The sequence below is a fragment of the Streptomyces sp. 7N604 genome (assembly GCF_052245475.1).
In the GTDB taxonomy this organism is placed as follows: Bacteria; Actinomycetota; Actinomycetes; order Streptomycetales; family Streptomycetaceae; genus Streptomyces.
In genome coordinates, this window is the sequence record NZ_JBQQBX010000028.1 from 108,121 (window position 1) to 125,419 (window position 17,299).

The following is a 17,299-nucleotide window of genomic DNA, read 5'->3' on the forward strand; positions in this document are numbered from 1 at the left end:
CTGAAATTCCCCCGGCACGGCTGAGTTCCCCCCCGCACGGCTGAATTCCCGTAGCCATGGAATGAGAGGGCAGCACATGCTTCTGCAGCGCATAGCAAACAAGGGCATTCAGCTGGGAACGCTCTTCGACCGGGCGGCGGCCAGGCACCCCGCGAGTCCCGTGATCCTCGATCACGAACTCGACATCGCGCCGAAGCTCGGACGCCGCGTCACGCTGACGGAAGTGGCCGACCTGGTCGACGACTTCGCCTCCCGCCTGTGGGCCGCCAAGGTCCGTCCGGGGCAGCGCGTCGTCGTCTTCAAGACCAACGGTTTCGACATCTCGCTCCTCGCCTGCTCCGTGGCCCGGATCGGCGCCGTCCCCGTACTGCTGTCGCCGAAACTGGACGGCGCCACCGTCGCCGAGTTGCTGCGCCGGGTGGACCAGCCCTACCTGCTGACCGATCAGGACAAGCTCGAACAGGAGCTGCCGCCCGAGGTCTTCGGCCTCTCGGAGCGCGTACTGCTCACCTCGGGCAGCTTCCAGGACGCCACCGAGCTCGCATCGCTCGCGGGCGTCAGGCGTGTCGACCCCATCGTCATGTCCCCGGATCACCCGACGCTGATCACGCACACCTCCGGGACCACCGGCACACCGAAGCTGGCCGTGCACACCGGGCGTACCTTCGAGGCGCGCTACCGCCCGCAGGGAACCGTGATGGCCCTGAAGGTCAGGCGCAGCGAGCCGGTGGCGATGCACATCTCGTTCGTGCACTCGCGGATGTTCACCATCATGCCGATCTCGGTGCTCCAGGGGCACCCGCTCATCGTCCTCCGGGACGACGACCCGGGCAGCGTCGGCGATGTCTTCACGCACGTCTCCCCCGGCTTCATCGAAGCCCACCCCAACACGTTCATGCACTGGGAGGTCCTGGCGGACGACCCGCGCAGGCCGCTGGCGAACGTGAAGTTCTTCAGCAGCACCTTCGACGCCCTCCACCCGCGGACCGTGCACCGCATGCTGGGCGCGACCAAGCGGAAGTTCCCGCTGTTCTTCCAGCTGTACGGGCAGAGCGAGGTGGGCCCGATCGCCGGGCGCGCGTACAGCAAGAAGCGGGGCACGGAGGCGGACGGCCGGTGTGTCGGCTCTCCCTTCCCCGGCATGACGGGCGTACGTGTGGTGAGCCGCGACGGCAATCCGCCCACCAAGTCGTCACCGGGATACATCGAGGTCCGCAGCGACGGACGGATCGTCACGTATCTCGGCGAGCACGCGCGCTGGGAGAAGCAGGTCAACGACGGCTGGTGGCGCATGGGCGACCTGGGCTACCGCACGAAATGGGGCTGTCTGCACCTGCTGGACCGCGAGGTCGACGAGATCCCCGGGATCGACAGCACCCTGGAGATCGAGGACACGCTGTTCGCCCGCCTGCCGGAACTCGTCGAGGTCATCATCATCCCGGACGAGAACGGCACGCCCCTCCCGGTGGTCTGCACCCGGGACGACAAGCCCCTGGACCTGACGGCCTGGAGGTCCGCGGCGGCGGGTCTGCCCGCGATGGCCGAGCCCGTCCAGTGGAAGCTGGACGACCTGCCGCAGACCGCGACGACGAAGATCAAGCGGCTGGAGCTGGCCCGGCTGCTGGGGGCGGGAAACCGGGGCCGGTGATGAGCAGTCACGCCGAGGTCTGCATCGTCGGCGCCGGCCCCCGCGGCCTTTCGGTGCTGGAACGGCTGTGTGCCAACGAGCGGAGAACGCCGTCGCGTTCCACCGTGACCGTGCATGTCGTCGACCCGTTCGCCCCCGGAGCCGGAAGTGTCTGGCGCACCGAGCAGTCCCGCCACCTCCTGATGAACACCGTGGCATCGCAGATCACCATCTACACCGACAGCAGCGTGCGGATCGAGGGTCCCGTCGAGCCAGGAACGAGCCTGTACGAATGGGCCAAGGGCCTCGGCCTGCTGGGCGGGCAGGGCGACTACGACGACGCGACCCTGGCCGAGGCCGAGAACCTGGGGCCCGACTCCTACCCCACCCGGGCCCTGTACGGCCGCTATCTGAAGGACTGCTTCCAGTGGGTCGTCGCGGGCGCCCCCGAGCATGTCACCATCCATGAGCACCGGTCGCGAGCCGTCGCCATGGCCGACACGCACGGAGTCCCCGGCGGCCCGCAGGGCATCCGGCTCGAGGACGGCACCCGGCTCAACCAGCTGGACGCCATCGTGCTGGCCCAAGGACACGTACCCGCCCGGCTGACGCCTCAGGAGGCGCGGACGGCGAGCCTGGCCCGCATCCACTACCTCACCTACATCACCCCGGCCAACCCCGCGGACGTGGACCTGAGCGGGATCCGGCCCGGCGAGCCCGTGCTGCTGCGCGGCCTGGGCCTGAACTTCGTCGATTACCTGGCACTGTTCAGCGTGGGACGCGGCGGATCCTTCGTCCGCGACCAGGACCGGCTCGTCTACCGGCCCTCGGGGCAGGAGCCGCGGCTGTACGCGTTCTCGCGCCGCGGCGTCCCGTACCACGCCCGTGGCGAGAACGAGAAGGGCCCCTCCGGCAGGTACGTCCCCCGGCTGCTCACTCCGGGGACCATCGCCCGGCTGCGCCGTCGTGCCGAGGAAGGCGAGCGGGTCCACTTCGGCACGGATCTGTGGCCGCTCATCGCTCGCGAAGTGGAGAGCGTCTACTACGGCACGCTGCTGGATTCCCGGGGCCGCGGCGCCGAGCGGGAAGCCTTCGTCGAGGAGTACCTGTCCAATGAGCGGGAGCCGGACCACGCCCGGCTGCTGGACAGGTACGGCATCCAGGCCGCGGACCGGTGGGACTGGGAGCGGCTCGCCCGGCCCTACGCAGGGCGCGAGTTCACCAGCCGGGAGGACTTTCGTTCCTGGCTGCTGGAGCACCTGGCCCGCGACATCCGCGAGGCGAGGGCGGGCAATGTCAGCGGGCCCCTCAAGGCGGCCGTGGACGTGCTGCGCGATCTGCGCAACGAGGTCCGGCTCGCCGTGGACCACGCCGGGCTGGAGGGCAATTCGCACCGGGACGATCTGGAGGGCTGGTACACCCCGCTCAACGCCTTCCTCTCCACCGGCCCGCCCGTCTCGCGCGCCGAAGAGACGGTCGCGCTCATCGAGGCCGGAATCCTGGGGATCATCGGGCCGCAGACCCAGGTGCGGTTCGACACCTTCGCCCCGGGCTTCGTCGCCGAGTCCCTGGTCGTGCCCGGCCCCCCGGTACGGGCGACCGCCCTGATCGAGGCGCGGCTGCCCGAGCCCGACCTGCGCCGCACCGCCGACCCGTTGCTGCGTCACCTGCTGGACACGGACCAGTGCCGCCCGTACCGCATTACCGGTTCGTGCGGCACCGCCTACGAGACCGGTGGGCTCGACGTCACCGAGCGGCCCTCCCAGGTCCTCGACCGGCGGGGACGTGTCCATCCCCGCCGGTTCGCCTACGGCGTCCCCACCCGAGTCCGCTCACTGGGTGACCGCGGCAAGCATCCGCCCGGGAGCGGACTCGGTCATCCTCGGCGATTCCGACGCGATCGCCCGTGCCGTCCTGGCTCTGCCACCCGTCGCCAACGTGCCGTCGGAGGCGGGGCCGTCCGCGGCCGAAACCGATCTGACGACGGTGATCGTGTGACCGGGCAGCCGGAGGAGCCGGTCGCCCGGACTGACGCCGGCCTGCTCTCACCCGTACGGGCCGGCACCCCCGTCGAGGCGGCCCCGGAGCTGAAGGACCGCCTTGGCACGGAGGAACTGGCCGTCCTGGGCGACCCGTCCGGCTGCACCGGCGCCGCCGGTCCGCTGGCGGACCGCCGGCCGCGACCCTCACCCCATGGTGAAAGCCGAGGAGAGACTTGACGACCGTACGGAGCAACTCCGGCCGGCGGATCCAGGACTGGGACCCGGAGGACGAGACGTTCTGGGAGCGCGGTGGCAAGCACATCGCGCGGCGCAATCTGGTCCTGTCGGTCTTCTCGGAGCACATCGGGTTCTCGGTCTGGAGCATCTGGTCGGTCCTGGTGCTGTACCTGTCCCCGGAGATCGGCCTCGGCTTCGGCCCCGGCGAGAAGTTCCTGCTGGTCGTCACTCCGACCCTGGTGGGTGCGGCACTGCGGCTGCCCTACAGCTATGCGGTCACCCGCTTCGGCGGCCGCAACTGGACCGTGTTCAGCTCCGTCATCCTGCTCGTTCCCACGCTGCTGGCCCTGTACTTCGTCCAGCGACCGGGCACCCCGCTGTGGGTGTTCATGGCCATCGGTGCCACGGCCGGAGTCGGCGGCGGCACCTTCGCCTCGTCGATGACGAACATCGCCGGCTTCTTCCCGCAACGGCATCAGGGCTGGGCACTGGGGCTCAATGCCGGGGGCGGCAACCTCGGGGTCGCGGTGGTCCAGCTCGTCGGCCTGCTGGTGATCGCCACGGCGGGCAGCACCCACCCCTCGTACGTCGCGGCGGTCTACCTTCCGCTGATCGTGCTGGCCTCGCTGCTGGCCGCGCTGGGGATGGACAACATCGAGGCGAACCGTGCCGAGCCGGGGATCCTGCGCCAGGCGGCGGCGAACCGCCACACCTGGTGGATATCTCTGCTGTACGTCGGGACGTTCGGCTCGTTCATCGGCTACGGCTTCGCTTTCGGCCTCGTGCTGCAGCACCAGTTCGGCTCCACCCCGCTGGAGGCGGCCGGTTACACGTTCCTCGGACCGCTCCTCGGCTCGCTGTCCCGTCCGGCGGGCGGCTGGATGGCCGACCGCTGGGGCGGCGCACGCGTCACGTTCTGGAACTTCCTCGCCATGGCCGCAGGGGCGGGCGTGCTGCTCGTGGCCTCGTCCCGGAACTCCTTCCCGCTGTTCGTCGCAGGGTTCACCGTCTTGTTCGTCCTCAGCGGCATCGGCAACGGCTCCACGTACAAGATGATCCCGGCGGTCCTCGCCGGGGAGGCGGAGGCCGCGGTCACCGCGGGGCATGACGCCACGAGCGCCTTCGCGCGCGCACGGCGGCTGTCCGGCGCGGTGATCGGCATCGCCGGAGCGGTCGGTGCACTCGGCGGTGTGGCGGTCAACCTGGCCTTCCGCGCCGCCTACGGGGGCGCCGGGGGGACCGGGGAGCCCGCGTTCGTCGGGTTCCTCGGGTTCTACGCACTGTGCGTGGCGGCCACCCGGATCGTCTACCTTCGGCGCGAGCGGCCGCGTGCCGGTGCGGCGGGGGGCGCTCGCCGGACAGCGCAGGCGGGCAGGACGACGGAGGCAACGCGTGTCTGAACCGCGGACGGTGGCGACCCACTGCCCGTACTGCGCCCTGCAGTGCGGCACCCGGCTGAGCCGTGAGGCCGCACAAGGTGTGGTGGTGCGCCCCTCCGACTTCCCCGTCAACCGGGGCAGGTTGTGCCAGAAGGGCTGGACGGCGCCCGCGCTGCTGGACGTCCCCGACCGCCTTCGCCACCCGCTGGTGCGCGGCGAAGACGGGGAGCTCACGCCGGTCGGCTGGGACACCGCCCTCGACGCCGTCGCCTCCGCCCTGCTCCGTATCCGGGCCCGGCACGGCCCGGACGCCGCGGCCGTGTTCGGCGGGGGCGGCCTGACCAATGAAAAGGCCTATCTGCTGGGCAAGTTCGCCCGCCTGGCCCTGGGTACCAGCCAGATCGACTACAACGGCCGGTTCTGTATGTCCTCGGCCGCGGCGGCCGGGAACGCCGCGTTCGGCCTCGACCGCGGGCTTCCCTTCCCCGTCACCGACCTCGGACGAGCCGATGCGGTCATGCTGGTGGGCGCGAATCCGGCCGAGACGATGCCCCCGCTGATGCAGCACTTCGACCGGGCGGACCTGATCGTCGTCGACCCCCGGCGCACCGTGACCGCCGAGCGCGCCGCGCTCCACCTGCAGCCCGCGCCGGGCACGGACCTCGCGCTGGCGCTGGGCCTGCTGCACATCGCGTTCGTCGACGGCTGGTGGGCGGAGGACTACGTACGCGACCGCACCACCGGGTTCGAGGCGGCGTGGCGGCGGGCGGCGACCTGGTGGCCCGAGCGGGTCGAGCGCGTCACGGGCGTACCGGTGTCCGCGCAGCGCACCGCAGTGCGGATGCTCGCCGAGGCCGGGCGGGCCTATGTGCTGACCGGCCGCGGTGCCGAGCAGCACAGCAAGGGCACCGACACGGTCTCCGGCTTCATCAACCTTGCGCTGGCGCTCGGGATGCCGGGCCGCGAGGGCAGCGGCTACGGGTGCCTGACCGGGCAGGGGAACGGCCAGGGCGGCCGCGAGCACGGGCAGAAGGCGGACCAGCTCCCCGGCTACCGGTTGATCACCGACCCCGCGGCGCGTGCTCATGTCGCCGGGGTCTGGGGCGTACCGCCCGGTGCCCTGCCCGGCGCGGGCCGCAGCGCCTACGAGTTGCTCGACGCGCTCGGCACGGAGAAGGGCCCGCGGGCGCTGCTGGTGTTCGGCTCGAATCCGGCCGTCTCCGCACCGCATGCCCGCCATGTCACCGACCGCATGGCCACGTTGGACCTGCTGGTGGTAGCCGACTTCGTGCCGTCGGAGACGGCTCGGATGGCCGACGTCGTGCTGCCGGTGTCCCAGTGGGCCGAAGAGGAAGGCACGATGACCAACCTCGACGGCCGGGTGCTGCGCCGCCGGCGGCTGCTGTCCCCGCCGTCCGGCGTGCGCAGCGACCTGGAAGTCCTGCACGGCCTGGCCATACGGCTCGGGGAGCCGCCCCATCGCTACCCCACCGCACCGCGCGAGGTCTTCGACGAGCTGCGCCGCGCCTCCCGCGGCGGCAAGGCGGACTATTCCGGCATCAGTTACGAGCGGCTGGACGCCGGGGAGACACTGCACTGGCCGTGCCCGGACCTGCCGGGCGCGGACCTGCCGGACGCGGACCGGCCGGCCACGGACCTGCCGGGCGTGGCTGAGCCGCACTCCGGTACGCCCCGGCTGTTTCTCGACAGCTTCGCGCACCCTGACGGGCGCGCGCGGTTCGCCGAGGTCGACCACCGCGACGCGGCCGAGACCACCCGGCCCGACTACCCCCTGTACGCCACCACCGGCCGGGTACTCGCCCACTACCAGTCCGGTGCGCAGACCCGCAGGGTCGCCGAACTCAACGAGACCGCACCGGAGGCATTCGTCGAGGTGCACCCCGACACCGCCGGCCACGCCGGACTCCGCGACGGCGCGCTCGCCCTGGTCAGCTCCGCGCGAGGGAGCACAGTGGCCCGCGTACGGCTGGTCGGGACCATGCTCCCGGACACGGTCTTCCTCCCGTTCCACTTTCCGGGCACCGGCCGGGCGAACCTCATCACCCATGCGGCTCTCGACCCGCGCAGCGGAATGCCGGAGTTCAAGGTCTGCGCGGTGCGGATCGAACCCTGCACCGTCCCGGCCACGGACGTGCGCGGATGACCCGGGTCGTCGTCATGGGCAACGGACCGGCCGGACACCGGTTCGTGGACCGGCTGCGCCACCACGGCCACCGGGGAACGGTCACCGTACTCGGGGCGGAACCGTGTGCCGCCTACAACCGGGCCCTGCTGACCTCGGTTCTCGGCCGTACGCTGAGTCCCGCAGACGTGACGCTGCCCGCCCTTCCGGCCGGCCCGCGGGTGCGGACCGGAGTCCGCGCGACGCGGATCGACCGGACGCGGCGCCTGGTGCACTGCGACGACCGTGGGGTGCACCCGTACGACGTCCTCGTCATCGCCACCGGAGCGCGTCCGCGCACTCCCTTGGTGCCCGGCCTGCGGGGCCCCGACGGACACCTGGCCGCCGGAGTGCGGGCCGTTCGGACCCTGACCGACTGCGAGCGGACCGCTGAAGCCCGCGTGACCGTGCTGGGCGGCGGAGTTCTCGGGGTGGAGACGGCGCTCGCCCTGCGGGGCAGGGGCTGCGCGGTCACCCTGGTGCACCCGAAGCCCTACCCGATGGACCGGCAACTCGATGCCGTGGCCGGCCGCCTCCTCGCCGGGAAACTCGACGAGCTGGGCGTGGACCTGCGGCTCGGACGCCGGGCCGTCGCGTATCGGTCGGGCCAACTCACCCTGGAGGGCGGCGAGGTGCTCGGCGCCGACACCCTGCTGCTGTGCGCCGGAGCCGTACCGGAAGTCGGGGTTGCCCGCCGGGCAGGGCTGGCCGTGCGGACCGGCGTGCTGGTCGACGACCGGTTGCGGACCGACGACCCGCGCATCCACGCCATCGGGGACTGTGCGGAGCACGCGGGCGCCGTGCCGCGGCTGATCGCACCGGCCTGGGACCAGGCCGAGACCCTCGCCCGGCTCCTCGTCGGCCACCGGGTGCGCTACCGCGGCACCAGAACCATCATCCGGCTGAAGGCATCCGGCCTCGATGTCGTCTCCCTGGGCTCGCTCGACGACCTCACCGACCCGCACGCCAAGGTCGAAGCGGTGACGCTCTCGGACCCCGCCCGCGGCCGCTACGCCAGACTGGCGCTGGCCGACCAGCGCATCACCGGTGCGGTCGTGGTCGGCTTCCCCGAGGCCGTCGCCTCGGTCACCCGGCTGTACGACCGGGATCTGCCCGTGCCGTCGGACCGGCTCGGGCTCCTGCTGGGAACGGCCGCGGCCGAGCGCCCGGCCCCCGTCGAGCTGCCGGAGGACGCGGTGATCTGCCACTGCAACAACGTCACCAAGGGCGGCCTGCTGCGGGCCTGGCGGGACGGCGCCCGCGAGCTGACGGACATCGCCGAGGCGACCCGCGCGACCACCGGGTGCGGGGGCTGCCGGGACGATGTGCGTCGCATCCGCGACGCGGCGCGCTCCGCCGGCGAGGCGGCGACGGCGGCCGGACGGAGCAGCGGATCATGACCCGCACCCTGGTCGTCGCCGGGCACGGAATGGTCGGCCACCATCTCGTACGCAATCTCCGGTACCGGGACCGCCGGGGCACCTGGCGCGTCGTCATCCTGGCCGAGGAGGCTCATCCCGCCTACAACCGGGTCGCGCTCTCGTCCTATCTGGAGGGCATGAGCGCGAGCGAACTCAGCCTGGCGGACGAGGAGTTCCTGCGCGACCCGATGGTGGACCTGAGGCTGTCCACGGCCGTGACCGGGATCGACCGGCGGGCACGTACGGTGGCTGCCGCCGATTCCACCGTGACCGCATACGACGCGCTGGTGCTGGCGACCGGTTCGCGGCCGTTTCTGCCGCCGGTGCCCGGGCGCGACCTTCCCGGCTGCTTCGTCTACCGCACTTTCGACGACCTCGACGCGATCCGGGCGGCGGCCACGGCGGGCCGGCCCGGCGTCGTGGTCGGCGGCGGCCTGCTCGGCCTGGAGGCCGCCAATGCGCTGCGTCTGCTGGGCATGCGCCCCCACGTCGTCGAGATGGCGCCGCGGCTGATGCCGCTGCAGGTCGACGAAGGGGCGGGGCGGGTCCTCGCCCGGCTCGTCGGAGAGCTCGGCGTACATGTGCACTGCGGCACCGCCATACGGTCCGTCGACGGCGGCCCCGACGGACGGGTGCGCGCCGTCACGCTGGCCGACGGCACCACGCTCGAGACCGATCTCGTGGTCTTCTCCGCCGGAGTCCGCCCCCGGGACGAACTCGCGGGTCCCGCGGGGCTGGAGACGGCCGAACGCGGCGGGTTCCTCGTCGACGAGTACTGCCGCACCCGCGACGAGCACATCTGGGCGGTGGGCGAGTGCGCGGCGGTACGGGGCCGCTGCCACGGGCTGCTCGCGCCCGGCTATCGCATGGCCGAAACCGTCGTGGAGCAGCTGCTGGGAATCGGTGAGAGGCCGTTCCCGGGGGCAGACCTCTCGACCAAGCTCAAACTGCTCGGCGTCGAGGTGGCCAGCTTCGGGGACGTGCACGCCCAGAGCCCTGGCGCGCTGGAGTTCGTCCATGCCGACAACGCCGCGGGCACGTACGCGAAGCTCGTTCTCGGTGAGGACGGGAGGATGCTGCTCGGCGGGGTCCTGGCCGGTGACGCCACCGCGTATCCCGTCCTCCGCGCGCTGGTCGGCCACGAACTCACGGCCCCGCCCGAGCAGTTGCTCTTCACATCGTCACGTGACTGACAGAAGATCCCTCAGCACGCCGCCCATGATGCGGACGCCGTCCTGTGTGAGCAGCGATTCGGCGTGGAACTGCATCGAGGCGAAGCGAGGCCCGCGCAGCGCGTGCACCTCACCCGTCTCCGCATCCCGGCTCACCTCCACCACCCCCACGCCGGCGCAGTCCGCCTTCTCCTCGTGGCACCTGGCGGCGAAGGTGTTGTAGAAGCCGACCCGCTCCCGGGCTCCGAACAGGTCGATCTCCCGCTGCACGCCCTGGTTCGGGACCTTCCTGCGGATGAGGGGGAACCCCAGCCGCAGGCTGAGCACCTGGTGGCTCAGGCAGACAGCCAGGAACGGCCGCCGCTCCGCGAGCAGGGTCTGCACCGCGGTCCGCAGGTGCTCGATCTTGGGGTTCCCGGTCTCGCGCGGGTCTCCGGGCCCCGGCCCCATGACGACGAGGTCGTAGCCCTCGAAGGCGTACGGCTCGTCGAAGCGGCGCACGGTCACCGACAGGCCGAGGGAGCCGAGCTGGTGGCCGATCATCGAGGTGAAGGTGTCCTCGGCGTCGACGACCAGCACCCGGCGGCCGGCCAGCACCGGGTCCGTCCTGACCCGGTCCCGGTCCTCCCCCAGCCAGAAGCCGGCGATGGTGGCGTTGCGTCCCTCCAGGGCGGTCCGGACGCTCGGGTGCTGTGCGAAGCGTTCGGGCCCGCTGTCCTCGAGTGCCGCGAGCAGCCCCGCCGCCTTGGCCCGTGTCTCGGCGACCTCGGAGTCCGGATCGGAGTGCCGGACCAGGGTGGCGCCGACGCCGATCCGCAGCCGTCCGCCGGTGTCGATGTCGGCGGTGCGGATGAGGATGGAGGAGTCCAGGGCCGGGCCTCCGTGCTCGTCGTGGCCGATGAGGGCGATGACCCCGCTGTAGTAGCCGCGGCCTTCGGGCTCGTACCGGGCGATGACCCGGCAGGCGCTCTCCAGCGGGCTGCCGGTGACGGTCGGGGCGAACATCGTCTCGCGCAGGACTTCGCGCGGATCGCGCGTGCTGTGCCCCTCGATGAAGTACTCGGTGTGCGCGAGCCGGGCCATCTCCTTCAGATACGGACCGGTGACCCGGCCTCCGGCGTCGCAGATCCGGGCCATCATCTTGAGCTCCTCGTCGACGACCATGTAGAGCTCGTCGGTCTCCTTGCGGTCGGCGAGGAAGTCCAGTACCTCCGGCAGCGTGGGTCCGGAGGGCGGATAGCGGTAGGTGCCGCTGATGGGGTTCATCACGGCAGTGCCGTCGCGCATGCTGATGTGCCGCTCGGGGGTGGCGCCGACGAACGTCCGTGCTCCGGTGTGGACGATGAACGTCCAGTACGCGCCGGACTCCCGCTCCAGGAGCCGGCGGAAGAACACCAGGGCGCTGTGCGGCGTGTAGTCGCTGATGTCGGCGACGAACGAGCGCCTGATGACGAAGTTCGCGCCTTCTCCCGTACCGATTTCCTCGGCGACGACCCTGCGGACCGTGTCGGCGTACGTGGCGTCGTCCACCTCGAAGTGTCCGCCGGAGAGCCGGATCGAGACGTCGGGAAGCCGGGGGAGGACCTCGGAGAGAGGCAGCGTGGCCTGGCCGGTGACGTTCAGGGCGACCAGCGGCGAGCCGTCGTCCGGGGCGGTGAAGCCGCGCTCGGTGATCTGCTGGTACGGGATGACCGCCAGCACGTCGTGGCGGGGCCCGTCGGTGGACGGGGGCTTCTCCGGCACGGGGATACCGGCCAGCGTGTCCGGCAGGGTCACCTCGCCGACCAGTACGTCCAAGGCTGCCGGGCCGGTTGTCTCGGGACGGTGGAGCAGGGCGAAGGCGGGCGGGCGCGGGCCCAGCACCCGGCCGAGCAGGTCCTGTTCCATGGACTCCCCTTCGGGGGTCCCCGGCGTGCGTGTCATGTGAGGGCTCCCTTGGCGGTGACGACCATGGCGCAGCGCTGCGCCGCGTAGGTGAGGGCCAGCATGTGAAACTCGAGCGAGAAGTCGGCGACGGCGTCGGCGACCAGGAAGGGCTGGATGTCGTAGGTGAACGCGTCGACCGCGGTCATCAGTACGCCGACGTGTGCGTAGACGCCGCAGATGACCAGCTGGTCGCGGCCGTGCTCGCGCATCCGCCGAAGCAGGTCGGACCGGAAGAAGGCGCTGTAGCGCCACTTGGTGAACGTCCAGTCGTCCGGGGCCGGGGCCAGTGGTTCGACGACCTGCCGGTCGACCGGGTCCACCCGCATGCCGGGACCCCAGAAGTCCTTCAGCAGACCGCGCTGTTCACTCGTCATGCCGCCGGGCTGCATGGTGTAGGCCACCGGGACGCCGAGTTCGGTGCAGCGCTCGCGCAGCAGGACGGCGTTCCGTACCAGCTCGTCCTGCGGGCCCTCTGCGGGGATGGGCGCGAGGAAGTAGCGCTGCATGTCGTGGACGAGGAGCACCGCACGATCCGGATCGACGGACCACTGGGCGGTGTTGCCGGGCAGGTCGCCCGCCGACGGCATCGAGTAGGACTGTATGGGGGGTATGCCTGCCATGGCGCTTCTCCCGCTGGATCGGGTCGCTGCTTGTTGTGGACATCGCCGGCATCGCTACACACCGAGGGAGGCTCCGCCGTCGACCGTGAGGTCGTGCAGGGTGATGTGCGAGGCGTGGTCGGAGAGGAGGAAGACGACTGCGTCGGCCACGTCCGAGGGGTCGGCCAGCCGGCCCAGGGGGATGCCCACCTTGAAGGCCTCGGGCCGCCCGTCGATGGTGCGCTGCGGACCCGACTCGTCGTGCCACATGGAGCGGAGCATCGGGGTGACCGTCGATCCCGGGGCCACGACATTGCAGCGGATGCCGTGCCTGGCGACCTCGAGGCCGAGGCACTTGGTGAACATCGAAGCCGCTGCCTTGGAGGCGGCGTACGCGGCCATCTCCGTACGTGGGGTACCGGCGGCGTTGGACGCCACGGTGACGATCGCTCCGCGCTTTCTCGGCACCATCCGGTTGACCACGGCCCGGGACACGTGGAAGACCCCGCCCGCGTTCACCGCGAAGGTGTGGGCCCAGTCCTCGTCGGTGAGCCTGCCGACCTCGCCGAGGCGCAGCACGCCCGCGGCATTGACCAGGAACTCCACCGGGCCCACGCTGCGTTCGACCCGGTCGGCCACGGACTCCGCGTCCGCGCTGCTCGTGACGTCGGCGGGGAACGCCTCGACTCGCAGCCCGTCGGCGGCCAGCTTCTCCGCCGTCTGCTCCAGCCGGTCGGCGTCCCGGTCCACGGCGGCCACCGCCACACCGTGCCCGCCCAGTGCGCGAGCCACCGCCGCACCGATTCCGCCTGCTGCTCCGGTGACCAGAGCGACCTTGTTCTCCATTTCTCGGACCTCCTGACGCGCCGTTAGGGGTGGCGAAGTGACGAATGGCTGCCGCGGCGATTCCGGCCCCGGCTATCCGAGCCAGGCCGAGGCCACCCGGAGCGCTTGGCTCGGATTGAGCCGCGGGTCGCAGAAGCTCGTGTATTTGTCGCCGACATGCTCGACCCCGGACTCGTTGGGGACGCATTCTGTGACATCGTCAGGGGTGGTTTCCAAATGCATTCCGCCGGCCGTGCCGCCCTCAGTCCTGACGGCATTCTGGAATTCGCTGATCTCCCGCTCGATCGCTTCCAGGAAGCGGGTCTTGAATCCATTGGAAAGGGTGACGGTGTTCCCGTGCATGGCGTCGGTGAGCCAGATGACGGGATGCCCCTCGGCACGCGCGGCCGCGACGAGCTTGGGCAGCCGGTCGGCCACGACTCCGGCGCCCATCCGGGCGATGAGGGTGAGCCGCCCCGCCTCGCGCGCGGGATCGAGCCGTTCGCACAGCCCGAGCAGCTCGTCGACCGTCATGCCCGGCCCGACCTTGCACGCCACCGGGTTGACCACCCGGGAGAGCAGGGCGACATGGGCTCCGTCAAGCCGGCGCGTCCGTTCGCCGATCCACGGCCAGTGCGTGGAGGTGAGGACCAGCCGCCCCTCCTCGTCCCGGCGAACCATGGGAAGTTCGTAGTCGAGCAGCAGCGCCTCATGGCTGGTCCACACGGGAGCGTCGATACGCGAGCGCCCGGCCGGGTCCCGCGGGTTCCGCCAGCCCAGGTGTCCCATGACGTCGGCGGCTGCTTGGTAGCAGGTCAGGAGGCGTCCGGGAGCGGGCCGCCTGCTGTCCGGATCGGGCTCGGGGCTGTTGACCATGTGACCGCGGTAGACGGGGAGTTCCGCGCCTCCGACCCGCTCGGTCGGGTTGGAGCGGGGCTTGCCGAACTGGCCCGCGATGCGGCCGGCGCGCACCACCGGCTTGTGGGCGATCATCTTGATCGCGCCCGCCAGCAGGTCCAGCACGGCGGCCTTGCGGGCGACATAGCCGAGGGTGCTTTCCGCCGGGTCCTCGGAGCAGTCTCCCGACTGCACGACCAGGGCTTCCCCGGCGGAGACCCGGGCGAGCTGCGAGAGCAGGGTGCGTACGTCCTCGGCGTCCACGAGACCGGGGGAGGCCGCCAGTTCCTCTCTCACTCGCTGAAGCCGCGACGCATCACCCCACTCGGGCTGCTGCTTGGCCGGTTTCCATCGGATGTCGAGCAGAGCGTTGTCCAACGGTGACTCCTCTGACGAATGGGCGTGAGCCCAGCGGACCCAGGGAAGGCTGGGCCGCAGTGCGGGTTTTTCGTAGCCGGAGCGCTTTCAGCCATCGGCCGAACCGGGGCGATTCCCGATCCTCTGGGGCGGACGGAGCAGCCGCCAACGGCCTTTCTCGCACTTCGTCAAATGACCGGTACTCCATCAGGTCGCGACAGCGGCCAATTTTCGCCAACCTGACATATTCGAGTGAGTCCTGATTAACTCCGCGCAGATTTCTTTATTCTTCTTGTGCTGCCCTATACCACTTCTGGCTCACAGAGGAGTTGCGATCCTTGATGACGGACGGGGCAACACCTGCTCGTGGCTTGGAGCTGGAGCAACTGCTCGCGGAGGGCGTTTCTCCCTGGCTGGACGGCATCCACAGGGGCCTGATCTCCTCCGGCCGCCTCGCTCGCCTCATCGGGGGCAGCGGAATCCGCGGGGCCACCTCGGACCCCGCCCTTCTCGCCCGGGCCGTGGTGCACGATGACGCCTACGGTGAGCAACTGGCGCTCCTGGCGGCCGGCGAGGTCCCCCTCGACGAGGCGGTGCGCGCGCTCTGCGCCCACGACATCCGCTGGGCCTGTGACGAGCTGCGTCAGGTCCGCGAGACGACCCACGGGCTCGACGGCCATGTGTCGATGGACATGGACCCCCGGGCGGCGCACGACGCCGAGTCGACCGTCGCGGAGGCCGAGGAGCTCTCCCGGTCCGTGAACCGGCCGGGTGCACTGGTCAAGATCCCGGCCACCGCGGAGGGGATCGCGGCGGCGTCGGACTGTATCGCTCGCGGCATCGGAGTGCATGTCACGGAGATCTTCTCCGTCCGGCGCTACGGCGAGGTCCTCGACGCGTACGTCGAAGGGCTCGAGCACGCACTGGAAGACGGCCGGAGGCTGCCCGCGATCACCTCGGTGGCTTCGCTGCCCATCGGTCTGCTCGATGCCGAGGTGGACGCCCGGCTGGCCGAATCGGGCACCGCGGCCGCCCATGCGCTGCGCGGCGAGGCAGCGCTCGCCAACGCCCGCTTGTTCTACCGGGCTTACGAGGAGAGCCTCGGCTCCGACCGCTGGCGCGCCCTGAGGGCGGCCGGGGCCCATCCGCAGCGCCTGATGTGGACTGCCACCGCAGCGCCGGATGCGGCCGCTTCGCAGACCCGGTACGTCGACGGGTTCGTCACCTGGGGCACGGTCAACGCGATGTCACTGTGCACGCTCGGCGCGGTCGCCCGCCATGCCGATCTGCAGGGCGACACCCTGATGGGCGGACACCGGGCGGCTCGCGAGGTGCTGGACCGCCTGGAACGGCTCGGCATCCTCTATGACGCGGTCATGCAGAAGCTCGAGGCCGAGTGTGCGGAACGGCGGGCTGCCGCATGGCGGGAGCTCCGCACGGCGGTCGGCGCCCGGCTCCGGCCCACAGACGTCCCTGACCGGTAAGGATGGCAGCTGATTTCACTCCGGTTTCCAACGTGTGGCCCGCAATTTCGAGACACGTGGCTCTCATGTGCGAGCGTTCACCACCGGTGACCAAGAAGCCGAGAATGGGAGGCCATTGTGTCGCAGGAGGAGCGTTCCGGAGCCGGGGCCGACGCACTCGCCGTGCTGGAGCTGCTGTCCGAAGCCGGACCTGCGGACCGTCTCGATACGCCCGTACAGCAGGCTCGAAAGCGAGGTGTCACCGGCGTCGAACTGGAGGCGATGGAATGCGCGAAGCGCTTAGCCTTGGCCATCCACACCCGGCTGTACCGGCGGCAGCAGCGTGAGACAGGCCTTACCAGTCTGGTGGACACCGCACGGGAACTGGCCGCCATGCACGACATGGAGACCGCACTCAAGATCATCACGAGGCGGGCCCGGCTCCTCCTCGGTGTCGACATGTCCTACATCAGCCTCACGGACGAGGAAGACGGAGGCTTCCGTGTGCACGCTTCCGATGGCCACACCTCGGCGCTGAACGTGGGGCTGCGGCTGCCGGCGAGCACGGAGACCGGCAACGTCCTGGCGGCGAATCCCTCACCGTTCTGGACCCCCGACTACCTCGCTGACGAGCGGTTCGAGCACAGCGAAATCGTCGATGAGATGGTCGGGGCCGAAGGTCTCCACGCCGTCATGGCGGTTCCCCTGAGCGACTGCACACAATCGCTCGGCGCACTGTACGTGGCCGATCGGAGGGTGCGTCACTTCACCGCGGACGAGATCGCGTTGCTCAGCACCCTCGGGGACATCGCCGGTGTGGCCATCGAGAGGACCCGGCAGTGGGACCGCATCACCGCCCAGGCGAAAGACCTGCGGCAGAGCGCCTTCCGGTGCGAAGCCGATCTGAGGAGTACCGAGGAGCTCAGCACCATCCACGACCAGCTGATCGAACTGGTACTGAGGGGCGGCGATCTCCGGGCTCTGGCCGAGGAGGTCAGCCAGCGGCTCGACGGCGGCCTGCTGATCTTCGCCGCCAACGGCACCGTCCTCGCAACAGCCGGGGACATACCGGAGCAGGAGGACTCGGCCCTGCTGGTGGCCACGGTGGACGCTCACACCATCGGTGAGCCGGCGCCGGTGCAACTGGACGACGGCATGTGGACCATGCCGGTCGCCACCGGCAACGAGTACCTCGGCACGCTGTTCCTCGACCCCAGCCGCCCGCTCACCGA

Annotated in this window: 12 protein-coding genes and 1 pseudogene; 9 read left to right on the top strand and 4 right to left on the bottom strand. The window is 70.9% G+C overall.

What is annotated here, in order from left to right; genetic code table 11:
• The first annotated feature begins 76 nt into the window (after positions 1 to 76).
• The 7 genes and pseudogenes from ACTWP8_RS28425 (at position 77) to ACTWP8_RS28455 (ending at position 10,021) form a co-directional block, all read left to right on the top strand.
• Positions 77 to 1,648, top strand: coding sequence for a class I adenylate-forming enzyme family protein (locus ACTWP8_RS28425; RefSeq protein WP_443324951.1), 1,572 nt, complete (start codon positions 77 to 79; stop codon positions 1,646 to 1,648).
• A pseudogene (locus ACTWP8_RS28430) lies at positions 1,648 to 3,625 on the top strand (FAD/NAD(P)-binding protein). The gene ACTWP8_RS28425 and the pseudogene ACTWP8_RS28430 overlap by 1 nt, the downstream one beginning before the upstream one ends.
• Positions 3,622 to 3,846 (top strand): hypothetical protein, encoded by a 225-nt coding sequence (locus tag ACTWP8_RS28435; RefSeq protein ID WP_443324952.1) that lies wholly within the window; start codon positions 3,622 to 3,624, stop codon positions 3,844 to 3,846. The pseudogene ACTWP8_RS28430 and the gene ACTWP8_RS28435 overlap by 4 nt, the downstream one beginning before the upstream one ends.
• Positions 3,843 to 5,246, top strand: coding sequence for a nitrate/nitrite transporter (locus tag ACTWP8_RS28440; protein WP_443324953.1), 1,404 nt, complete (start codon positions 3,843 to 3,845; stop codon positions 5,244 to 5,246). The genes ACTWP8_RS28435 and ACTWP8_RS28440 overlap by 4 nt, the downstream gene beginning before the upstream one ends.
• Entirely contained in the window at positions 5,239 to 7,389 is a 2,151-nt protein-coding gene (locus tag ACTWP8_RS28445) for a molybdopterin oxidoreductase family protein (RefSeq protein WP_443324954.1), read from the top strand. Before ACTWP8_RS28440 ends, ACTWP8_RS28445 begins: the two co-directional genes overlap by 8 nt.
• Positions 7,386 to 8,807, top strand: coding sequence for an FAD-dependent oxidoreductase (locus tag ACTWP8_RS28450; protein ID WP_443324955.1), 1,422 nt, complete (start codon positions 7,386 to 7,388; stop codon positions 8,805 to 8,807). The genes ACTWP8_RS28445 and ACTWP8_RS28450 overlap by 4 nt, the downstream gene beginning before the upstream one ends.
• Complete coding sequence (locus tag ACTWP8_RS28455; protein WP_443324956.1) at positions 8,804 to 10,021, top strand: NAD(P)/FAD-dependent oxidoreductase; 1,218 nt, start codon at positions 8,804 to 8,806, stop codon at positions 10,019 to 10,021. Before ACTWP8_RS28450 ends, ACTWP8_RS28455 begins: the two co-directional genes overlap by 4 nt.
• Here ACTWP8_RS28455 and ACTWP8_RS28460 read toward each other — a convergent pair.
• The 4 genes from ACTWP8_RS28460 to ACTWP8_RS28475 form a co-directional block, all read right to left on the bottom strand.
• Entirely contained in the window at positions 10,010 to 11,887 is a 1,878-nt protein-coding gene (locus ACTWP8_RS28460; RefSeq protein WP_443324969.1) for an anthranilate synthase family protein, read from the bottom strand. The two genes, ACTWP8_RS28455 and ACTWP8_RS28460, sit on opposite strands and share 12 nt — an antisense overlap.
• Before the next feature lie 32 nt (positions 11,888 to 11,919).
• A complete protein-coding gene (locus tag ACTWP8_RS28465) occupies positions 11,920 to 12,546 on the bottom strand; it encodes an isochorismatase family protein (protein WP_443324957.1) in 627 nt (208 codons plus the stop codon).
• Between the two features lie 54 nt (positions 12,547 to 12,600).
• Positions 12,601 to 13,371 (bottom strand): 2,3-dihydro-2,3-dihydroxybenzoate dehydrogenase, encoded by a 771-nt coding sequence (locus tag ACTWP8_RS28470; RefSeq protein ID WP_443324958.1) that lies wholly within the window; start codon positions 13,369 to 13,371, stop codon positions 12,601 to 12,603.
• Positions 13,372 to 13,443: 72 nt separating this feature from the next.
• Complete coding sequence (locus tag ACTWP8_RS28475) at positions 13,444 to 14,625, bottom strand: 3-deoxy-7-phosphoheptulonate synthase (protein WP_443324959.1); 1,182 nt, start codon at positions 14,623 to 14,625, stop codon at positions 13,444 to 13,446.
• 320 nt (positions 14,626 to 14,945) lie between these two features.
• Between ACTWP8_RS28475 and tal the strand changes: the two genes are divergently transcribed.
• Together tal and ACTWP8_RS28485 are read left to right on the top strand one after the other, a co-directional pair.
• Positions 14,946 to 16,088 carry a transaldolase gene (gene tal / locus ACTWP8_RS28480; RefSeq protein ID WP_443324960.1) on the top strand — a complete coding sequence of 381 codons (1,143 nt, stop codon included), beginning with the start codon at positions 14,946 to 14,948 and terminating at the stop codon, positions 16,086 to 16,088.
• 117 nt (positions 16,089 to 16,205) lie between these two features.
• Positions 16,206 to 17,299, top strand: a 1,094-nt coding sequence (locus ACTWP8_RS28485) for a GAF domain-containing protein (protein ID WP_443324961.1), incomplete at its 3' end; no start/stop codon positions are given.